The sequence below is a fragment of the Streptomyces sp. UH6 genome (assembly GCF_013421635.1).
Taxonomy (GTDB): domain Bacteria; phylum Actinomycetota; class Actinomycetes; order Streptomycetales; family Streptomycetaceae; genus Streptomyces; species Streptomyces abyssomicinicus.
Window position 1 is genome coordinate 1 of record NZ_JACADT010000157.1, and the last position, 8,538, is coordinate 8,538.

6 protein-coding genes, 1 tRNA gene and 2 pseudogenes are annotated in these 8,538 nt (G+C 71.4%); 8 read left to right on the forward strand and 1 reads right to left on the reverse strand.

Going from position 1 to position 8,538, the window contains the following annotated elements; translation table 11 throughout:
* The 7 genes and pseudogenes from HW445_RS33500 to HW445_RS11135 all read left to right on the forward strand — a co-directional run.
* Nucleotides 1–911 (forward strand): annotated as a pseudogene (locus HW445_RS33500) (hypothetical protein); the annotation flags it as partial.
* A 1-nt stretch (nucleotide 912) separates the two neighbouring features.
* Entirely contained in the window at nucleotides 913–3,039 is a 2,127-nt protein-coding gene (locus HW445_RS11110; protein WP_180220859.1) for a hypothetical protein, read from the forward strand.
* A 368-nt stretch (nucleotides 3,040–3,407) separates the two neighbouring features.
* Nucleotides 3,408–3,896, forward strand: a complete 489-nt coding sequence (locus tag HW445_RS11115) for a hypothetical protein (protein WP_374939631.1) — start codon at nucleotides 3,408–3,410, stop codon at nucleotides 3,894–3,896.
* Between the two features lie 104 nt (nucleotides 3,897–4,000).
* Nucleotides 4,001–4,933, forward strand: coding sequence for a bifunctional DNA primase/polymerase (locus tag HW445_RS11120; protein ID WP_180220860.1), 933 nt, complete (start codon nucleotides 4,001–4,003; stop codon nucleotides 4,931–4,933).
* A 149-nt stretch (nucleotides 4,934–5,082) separates the two neighbouring features.
* Nucleotides 5,083–6,216 (forward strand): DUF3631 domain-containing protein, encoded by a 1,134-nt coding sequence (locus HW445_RS11125; protein WP_218956841.1) that lies wholly within the window; start codon nucleotides 5,083–5,085, stop codon nucleotides 6,214–6,216.
* A gap of 211 nt (nucleotides 6,217–6,427) precedes the next feature.
* Nucleotides 6,428–6,628: a helix-turn-helix domain-containing protein gene (locus HW445_RS11130; protein ID WP_180220861.1), complete on the forward strand. Its 201-nt coding sequence runs from the start codon at nucleotides 6,428–6,430 to the stop codon at nucleotides 6,626–6,628.
* On the forward strand, nucleotides 6,628–7,764 hold the full coding sequence (locus HW445_RS11135; protein WP_180220862.1) for a site-specific integrase: 1,137 nt from the start codon (nucleotides 6,628–6,630) through the stop codon (nucleotides 7,762–7,764). Before HW445_RS11130 ends, HW445_RS11135 begins: the two co-directional genes overlap by 1 nt.
* 66 nt (nucleotides 7,765–7,830) lie before the next feature.
* Here HW445_RS11135 and HW445_RS11140 read toward each other — a convergent pair.
* A tRNA-Val gene (locus HW445_RS11140) sits at nucleotides 7,831–7,905 on the reverse strand.
* A 193-nt stretch (nucleotides 7,906–8,098) separates the two neighbouring features.
* Between HW445_RS11140 and HW445_RS11145 the strand changes: the two are divergent.
* Nucleotides 8,099–8,538, forward strand: a pseudogene (locus HW445_RS11145) (hypothetical protein); the annotation flags it as partial.

The window sequence follows — 8,538 nt, forward strand, 5'->3', positions numbered from 1 at the left end:
GGAACGCCAAGGCCCGGGCCGCGAGCCACCAGGCGGCCGGGAAAGCCGGCGGGAAGTCGGGCGGCGGTCTGCTCGGTGGCATCGCCCGCCGGGTCCGGTCCGGGCGTGACATAGCCATAGCCCGCAACCGCGCGAAGCAGGACCAGCTGGCCCGTGCCTCGGTCGAAGGGAAGCGCGCCATGGTCCGCAAGGCGCCCATCAAGAAGGAGGCGCGGCAGGCACTGCGAAAGTCGGCCGCGCGCTTCCAGCGCCGGCGTCTGCTCGCCGCCCTGCTCGCGCTGCCGCTCGGGGTGCTCGGCTTCCTGACCAGTCCGCTGGGGCGGAAGTTCGGCTGGGCCTGGATGGTCCACCCCGGCCGCCGCCTGTACGCGCGGCTCGTCCGGCAGGCCGCCGACGAGCGGGCGACCCGCGACGCGTCGATCCGCGAGCTGCAGAAGGCGCAGGAGGAGGCGACCGACGCCGAGGCCAGCGACCAGGAAGACGGCGAGTGCGTCGGGGACCGGGTCGAGCGGCCTGCCTCCCGGGTGCCCGCCGCCACCGCATTCGAGGTGAGTGAAGGAGAGAACGTGTCCGGTTTCCGGTTCGAAGAGGCCGCTGCCGAAATGGAGCAGGCCGCGAACACCTACGACCCCGAGAACGCCATGGAGATCCTCGCCATGGTCGAAGGGCTGCCCGCCGCGCTGACCAGCGTGGCGAACGTGATGAAGATCCTGGCCGAGCGTTCCGACTCCGAGTTCCCCCTGGAGAAGGAGGTCGCGGACTGCTTCAACGACATCTTCGGCGCGCTGATGAGCGCCGTGGCGGTCGCCGAGGACATGGGGCCGCTGTTCCGCCAGGTTCACGCGCAGGACATCGCCCGCCACGAGGACCCCCGCAACGGCCCGGACGCCGAGAAGGGTTGGAACGTCTGAGATGAGCACCGCCACCGCCAAGCAGAGCAGTGGCCCGGTGCTGGACTGGGCCGCCGGTCACGGACCTGTGACCGGCGCCCTGTCCGCCACCACCGGGGCCTTCGCCGTCGCCACCGTCGGCGCTGCCACCGCCATGCCGCCAGGCTGGGCCCTCGCCGTCGGAACGGCCGGGGCGCTCGGGCACACCGTCGCCGGACTCCGCCGGCGCAACGCGGGCCGCACGCTGGCCACCTGGGCGTCGTCCTGGCTCGTCGGCGCCGGGTGGACCACCTGGGCCATGACCCACGGTCCGCTCACCTGGACCGCGCTCGGCTCCCTGGCCACAATCGGCGTCGGCATCGGAGCCGCCGCCCGCTCAACGGCCCTCTTCGAGGAGGCCCGCGAGGAGGAGACCGCCGCCGGGCTGGACCGGCAGATCTCGGCTGAACTGTCCTCCGAGCGGCGCGAGATCGCCGCGGAGTGGGTGGAGCGCATCCAGCGGGTCTGCGGAATCACCGTCCGCGTCCTGGCCGTCGAGCAGTGGCCGACCGGGGCCGGGTTCTCTGTCGACGCGGAACTCCCGCCCGGTGGAGCCACCTGGATGAAGATCGCCGCAGAATCACCGCGGCTGTCGGCCGACGCGCGCCTGCCGCACGGCTGCACCGCCACCGCCTCCCCCGGCATCCACCAGGGCCGGGTCATCATCGACGTCACCACCGCCAACGTCCTCGAGGAAGAGCGGACCTACCCGGCGGACTATGGGCCGCTGTCGCTGCTGTCCGGCATCCCGTGGGGGTTCCGCACCAACGCGGAGCCTGCCGTCGCCTACCTGCGGGAGCAGTGCGCCCTGGTCGTCGGCCCGACCGGGTCCGGCAAGACCAACATGGTGCACACCATCCTGGCGGGGTTCGCCCGCGCCGAGGACGTGCTGACCTGGGTCATCGACCTCAACGCCGGAAGCGCCGGCCTCCCCTGGGTGCTGCCCGCGCTCAACGGCGAGATCACCGGCACGAACGGGCCACCGGTACGGCCCGGCGTCGACTGGCTCGCCGGAACGTACGACGAGGCCATGGCCATGCTGGACGTGGCGGTGAAGGTGGCCAAGCACCGCAAGATGGCCTATCAGGACCTGCTCGCCAAGGCCAACACCGATCTCCTGCCCGTCAGTTCGCGGATTCCGCAGATCATGCTGGTCATCGACGAGGGAGCGGAGATCCTCGCGAGCAGCGACCGGCAGATGCGCAAGCTCGCGGAGAAGATCCTGGAGGTCATCCGGATCGCCCGTGCCATGGGCCTGCGCACCGTCCTCACCGCGCTCGGCGCCACAGGCAGCGTGCTCGGCAACCTCATGATCCGCCGGGAAGCCAAGGTGCGCGTCGCCCTGACCGGTGGCGAGACCGAGGGCATGGACCTGGGCAAGATGTTCCCCGGCTCGCGCGGCCTGCGCGTGGACCAAGCCCCGTACAAGGGGGCCGGGTTCATGGGCACCCCTGAGTCCCCCGGCGCTCTGTTCAAGGCGTGGCGGATCCTGCCCAACCAGATCCGCGACATCATCGCCGCCACTTCCGACCGACACCCCTACCTGGACGACGTCTCCGCCAAGGCCGCCGGCCCTTCCTACGCACGCCGCTGGGACGCCGACCGGACCGAGTGGATGCGCACCCACCAGCCCGGTGCCCCGGCCCTGGACACCGAAGCCGCCAAAGGCGGCCTCAACCTGGCCGCCCTCCGCGACCTGGGCGACGGCGGCACCCCGGCCGGAGGCCTTCCCGCGGACGAGCTGGCGCGCAAGTTCCGCGAAGAGATCGACGCCCACTTCGCCACCGCCCCCGACCCACACACCCCTGAGGACGCCACGGCCGTCCCGCCTCGGACGGGCCTGAACCTGTCCGCACTCCGGGGCGAGCGCGAGCAGGACAACCCGGCGCACCGCGCCGCGCTGGCCCTGCTGCTTTCGGCCGGCGCCGAGGGCACCGGAGCCTCCGCGATCGCCCGCGCCCTGGCGGACGAGTACGGGACGACCCGCCAGACCGTCGTCGGCTGGCTCAAGTCCTGGGTCACCGACGGCACCGCAGTCCGGGTCGGAGAGGGCACCAAGGCCCGCTACGTCCACCAACGGCACGCCCCCGAGAAGCCTGCCGAGGGCTGAACGGAGAAGGGGGTGGGGCCATGGATCCCAATTCCAGTCCCGAGCTGGATGCCGGGGACCTTCTATACCCACCCCCCATGGCCGCGAGTCCCTCACGATCTCCGTCCGGCCGAGCAATCCGCACAGTAGCCAGAGCCACTGACAGGCCCCGCGGTGTGAGCGCTTGTCGCCTGTCGGCCATCCCTGCGGGCGCAGTCCTGGGTGGCTCTGGGAAGGCCGGAAACGGCTTGTGACCTGCAAGGCGACAAGTGACAAGACAAGACAAGCGACAAGCCGCACGACAAGCGGACGACAAGCAGCACGACAAGACAGGACCCGAGCAGCGCCCCACCACGGGGTGCTGCCCGGCGTGTTGAAGGGACCCCGTTGTGCACCCCGACACCCCGTACGAGATCACCACCGCCCGCCCGCTGCCGACCGGGCACATGGCCCACGGCCTCGGGTGGGAGCGGTCGCCGATGTTGCCTGAGGAACTGCCGCCCGGCGTTCAGGTGGTCACCCTGCCGAGCGGCATTCGCACCCTCGCGTACACCAAGCAGCCCACCGCCTCAGAGCCGTTCACGGCCGTGCCGTCCGCGCAGCCGATCCCCGCCTGGGCCAAGACGACCGCCTTGCTCGCCCCGACCGTCGGCGGTGGCATCGCCGCCGCCTCCGTCGGTCTCTCCTACGCAGCCCCGGGACTGATCGCCATGAGCCACGCCCTCTGGGCCGCCGCAGCTCTCCTCGTCGCCGCAGCCGTGGCCGTTCCGCTCATCCTGCGCGGCGGCCGGCGCTCCACCGGCCCGGCGCAGATCACCCAGCACATCACCGCAACCGGCCTCTTCGGTAAGGCCAGCGGCACGATCAACCACCACTGAAGGGCCTCAGCAGAGAGCCCTGCGCACAGCGAAGGGCGGCCCTCGTCTCGCCAAAGCCTCGGGCCGCCCTTCCTCACCAGCCATGAGAACTGGAGACCTCCAGCATGCACGACCCGTCCGATGTGTTCACTGCCGACCTGCACTGCCTGCCCCGTCTGGCGTCCGCCCTCGCGGCAGCCGAGAGAGGCTGGCCCGTCCTTCCCCTCCACCCGGGCAGCAAAAGGCCGGCCGGACACCCCGAGCGCAACTGCCCCGGCACCGGGCGGTGCGCGAACGGGCATCTCAAGCCCGAGCAGCGCGCCACACTCGACGTCGACCTCATCCATGCCGCCTGGTCCACCCGCCCGTACAACGTCGGCATCGCCACCGGTCCGGCCGGGCTCCTGGTCGTCGACCTGGATGTGCGGAAGCCGGAAGAACCCGAAGGAGCGCCTGACGGCGCCACTTCCTTCCAGGCGCTCTGCGAGCGCGCCGGGCAGGCCGTCCCGGCCACCTACCGGGTGCGGACCGCGCGAGGCGGGCACCACCTGTACTTCACCGCGCCGTCCGGCACCCGCCTCAAGAACAGCGTGAACCGACTCGGAGCGCACATCGACACCAGGGCCTGGGGCGGATACGTCGTCGCCCCCGGAAGTGTCACGTCGGACGGGCTCTACGAGGTCACCGAGGATCTGCCGGTTGCTCCGCTGCCCGACTGGCTGACCGAACAGCTCACCGCGGCGACCGGCCCCGCCCACATCGCGCCGACGCCCGTACGCGACGGCACCCGGGCCGCCCAGGTCGCCTTGGAGCGGGAGTGCGCCGTCATCGCCGCCGCGTCCGAGGGTGGATCCGAGGGCCGCAACAACACCCTGCACCGAAGCGCCTGCAAGGTCGCCCGCTTCGTCGCCTGGGGCGACCTTCCGCGCCAGACGGCGGAGAAGGCAATCCAGGCGGCGGGGGAAGCTACCGGACTGCCGTCGGCCGAGTGCCGCACGACGATCCGCAGCGCCTTCGACTGGGTCATCGCCCACGCCACCCCGAGGACGGCAGCGTGACCGGCCACCTCGAACCCCTCGCCCTGGACTGCACCACCGGCACCCCAGCCGAGCCGATCCCCGCCACACCGCCTACGGACGCGACGTCCGTAGGCGACTCGGCGAACGCCGCCCGTCAGGGCGTCCCTTCTTCATCCGAAGGCGCCGAGCTGCTGGACCAGGTGGAGGCGTTCCACCGACGCTTCAACGTCTTCCCCACGGAGGCCGCCTACGTCGCGGTCACCCTGTGGGACGCTCACGCCCACCTGCTCGACTGCTTCGACTCCACCCCCCGGCTGGCCTTCCTGTCCCCTGAACCGGGCTCGGGCAAGTCGCGGGCCCTGGAGATCGTGGAGACGCTCACCCCGCGCCCCATGGTGGCCGTCAACGCGACCGCCGCAGCTCTCTTCCGGGCCGTGTCCGGCAGCAACGGCCGGCCGACGATCCTCTTCGACGAGATCGACACCGTCTTCGGCCCGAAGGCCGGTGACAACGAGGAACTGCGCGGCTTCCTCAACGCGGGACACCGACGGTCCGGCGTCACCTACCGCTGCATCGGCGACGGCGGCAACCAGACCGTCCAGGCCTTCCCGTCCTACTGCGCCGTCGCGGTCGCCGGGCTCGGCTCGCTTCCGGACACCATCCTGTCCCGGTCGATCGTGATCCGGATGCGCCGCCGGGCGCGCAACGAACGCGTGGAGCCCTACCGGCAGCGCATCCACGAGAAGCAGGGTCACGCCCTCCGCGACCGACTCGCCGCCTGGGCCGAAGCCATCAAACACCTGGTCGACGGCGTCTTCCCCGAGATGCCGGCGGACGTCACCGACCGCCCGGCCGACGTGTGGGAGCCGCTGCTCGCGGTCGCCGACGCCGCAGGGGGCGACTGGCCGGCCCGGGCCCGAGCCGCCTGCGTCGAGCTGGTCGCCGCGACCAAGCAGGACGACCGCGGCTCGCTAGGCATCCGGCTCCTCACCGATCTCCGCGACCAGGTCCTCAACGGCATCGACCGCCTGCCGACCGTCGCCATCCTCGAACGGCTCCACAGCCTGGACGACGCCCCCTGGGGTGACCTGCTCGGCAGGCCGCTCGACGCCCGCGGCCTCGCCCGCATGCTCCGCGAGTACATGACCAGTGACAACACCCCGGTCACCGCCCGGAACATCAAGTCGGGCGCCGGGGTCCTCAAGGGCTACTACGCGGCGGATCTCACCGACGCGTGGGCGCGCTATTGCCCCCCACCCCCTGAGACTCCGCTACTTCCGCTACCTCCGCTACCGGCCAGCTCAGAAGCCTGCGAACGGTAGCGGCAGCCCCCGATTCCTCCGCTACCTCACTCGTCACACCCGCTACCGGCCCGCGTCCGCACCGCCGGGCCGGTAGCGGCACCCATCCGCTACCGCTACCCCTTGCCGCTACCTCGATCACGGCTCTGACCTGCGTGGTAGCGGAGGTAGCGGAAGTAGCGGACTTCCAGGAAGGGGCCGGGAGGCCCCTCACCTCTTCAGGAGGTACGTCGTGCGCTCGGCCACGTCCACAGCACCCCAAGCCCTCACCATCCCCGAGGTCATGGCCTCTCTGCGCCTCAGCCGCAGCAAGGTCTACGACCTCATCCGCTCTCGCCAGTTGGCGAGCTTCACCGTCGGCCGCGCTCGCCGGGTCACTCCGGAGAGCCTGCGCGACTTCATCCAGGCACAGATCGAGGAGAACGCCGCCTGATGCCCCGCAAGAGAAACCCCAACGGCGCCGGCAGTATCTGGCAGCGCAAGGACGGCCGCTTCGAGGCCCGCGTCTACGTCCCGCAGCCGGACGGCACCCGCAAGCGCAAGACGGTCTACGGAGCGACCTGGGAGGAGTGCGACGAGAAGCGCCAGGAGCTCGTCCGCCGGGACCGCCAGGGCATCCCGACGCCCTCCCGCTCCGCCAAGCTCTCCGAATGGCTGCCGTACTGGCTGGAGGAGTACATCAAGCCCCATCGGAAGCGCACCACGTACGCGAAGTACGAGATGCACGTGCGGCTGTACCTTCTGCCGCTCCTGGGGACCCGTCGCCTGGAGTCGCTCACGACCGCGAACGTCCGGCGGATGCTCGCTGGGGTGACCGAGCAGGCGTCGGCCGCCACCGCCAAGGAGTCCCACAAGGTGTTGCGCACGGCTCTCACGGCGGCGTGCCGCGAGGAGCTGATCAGCCGGAACGTCGTACAGCTCGTGCCAGCGCCTCGGGTCGACTCCCGGGAGCTGCGGCCCTGGACGCTGGACGAGACTCTGACGTTCCTCGAGGCGGCCCGGACCGATCCGCTCTACCCGGCCTTCGTCCTGGCCGTGGCGCTCGGGATGCGGCGCGGCGAGATCCTCGGTCTTCACTGGCAGGACGTGGACCTCGACCGGCGCACCCTGACGGTCCGGACCACGCTGCACAGGGACAACACGGCGCTGTACTTCGACACCACGAAGAACCGGCGCTCACGGGTCATCCCCATCCCGCTGATGTGCGTGGCTCCGCTGCGGTGGCAGCGTCTGCGCCAGGGAACGCAGCGGGCCGCCGCCGGGGAGAGCTGGCCCGTGAGTGACCTGGTCTTCACTACACGGAACGGCCGGCCGATCGAGCCGCGGAACCTCTACCGGTCCTTCCTGCGGATCGCGGAGGCGGCCGGGCTGCCGAAGGTGCGCCTGCACGACACCCGCCACGGCTGTGCCTCGCTGCTCTTCGCGGCCGGCGTAGCGCCGCGGACCGTGATGGAGATCCTCGGGCACTCGCAGATCGCCGTGACGATGAACATCTACACCCACGTCCACGACGACACCCGGCGGGAGGCGATGAGCCACATGGACCGGCTGCTGAAGCGCCGCCGGTAGAGGGGACTGCCGTCAACCGCTGCCGTCAAAGGCCCCCGCGACTGGTACTCGCGGGGGCCTTTTCCCTGGTGCGCGCGGACGGTTTCGAACCGCCGACATCCGCCTTGTAAGGGCGGCGCTCTACCGCTGAGCTACGCGCGCAGGACAATACGGCCGACAGCCTACCTTGCCGCTCGGTCGCTCCCGCAAGCCGTCCGTCCGAGGGGTGAACTGCCGGGCCGTGTGGTGCGTCGACACAGGTGGGAGAATGGCGGGGTCGGCCCGGCGGTGACGGGGAGTGGATGTGTCGGACAAGTCGTGGGCGCACGGGCCGGTCAGGGACGCGGTGGCTCTGATGGCGCTGCCGTGGTTGCTGGCGCCGGTGCTGGCCGCGGCGTTCGCCGGGGGTGGGACGCGGCGCTGGTTCGGCGGGCGGACGGAGGACCGGCGGGCGCAGGCGCAGGAGGCGAAGGACGCGGCGGCGCAGGCGTTCTACGAGCTGGACACCGCGCAGCGGGACCTGCGGCTGACGGTGGAGACGATAAGGGCGGTGGACGACTCGCCCGAGGCGCGTCGGGCGCTGGCCTCGTTCGAGGAGTTCGGGCGGCGGGTCGACGAGGTCAGTCACCGGTACATCGAGGCGATCGACGCGCACGACCTGGACCGGGACGACCTGGACGCGGCCACGGTCGGCCGTGCGCGGGCCGAGCTGAGCCGTGCACGGGACGACCTCGACCAGGTGCGGCGGGACCTGGAGCGGTTCGCCGAGGGGCTCGGGCCGCTGCTGGACAAGGC

Bases quoted from the DNA above. Each gene is read 5' to 3' on its own strand.
- HW445_RS11110 (WP_180220859.1), top strand. From the start codon at position 913: ATGAGCACCGCCACCGCCAAGCAGAGCAGTGGCCCGGTGCTGGACTGG.
- HW445_RS11120 (WP_180220860.1), top strand. From the start codon at position 4,001: ATGCACGACCCGTCCGATGTGTTCACTGCCGACCTGCACTGCCTGCCC.
- HW445_RS11135 (WP_180220862.1), top strand. From the start codon at position 6,628: ATGCCCCGCAAGAGAAACCCCAACGGCGCCGGCAGTATCTGGCAGCGC.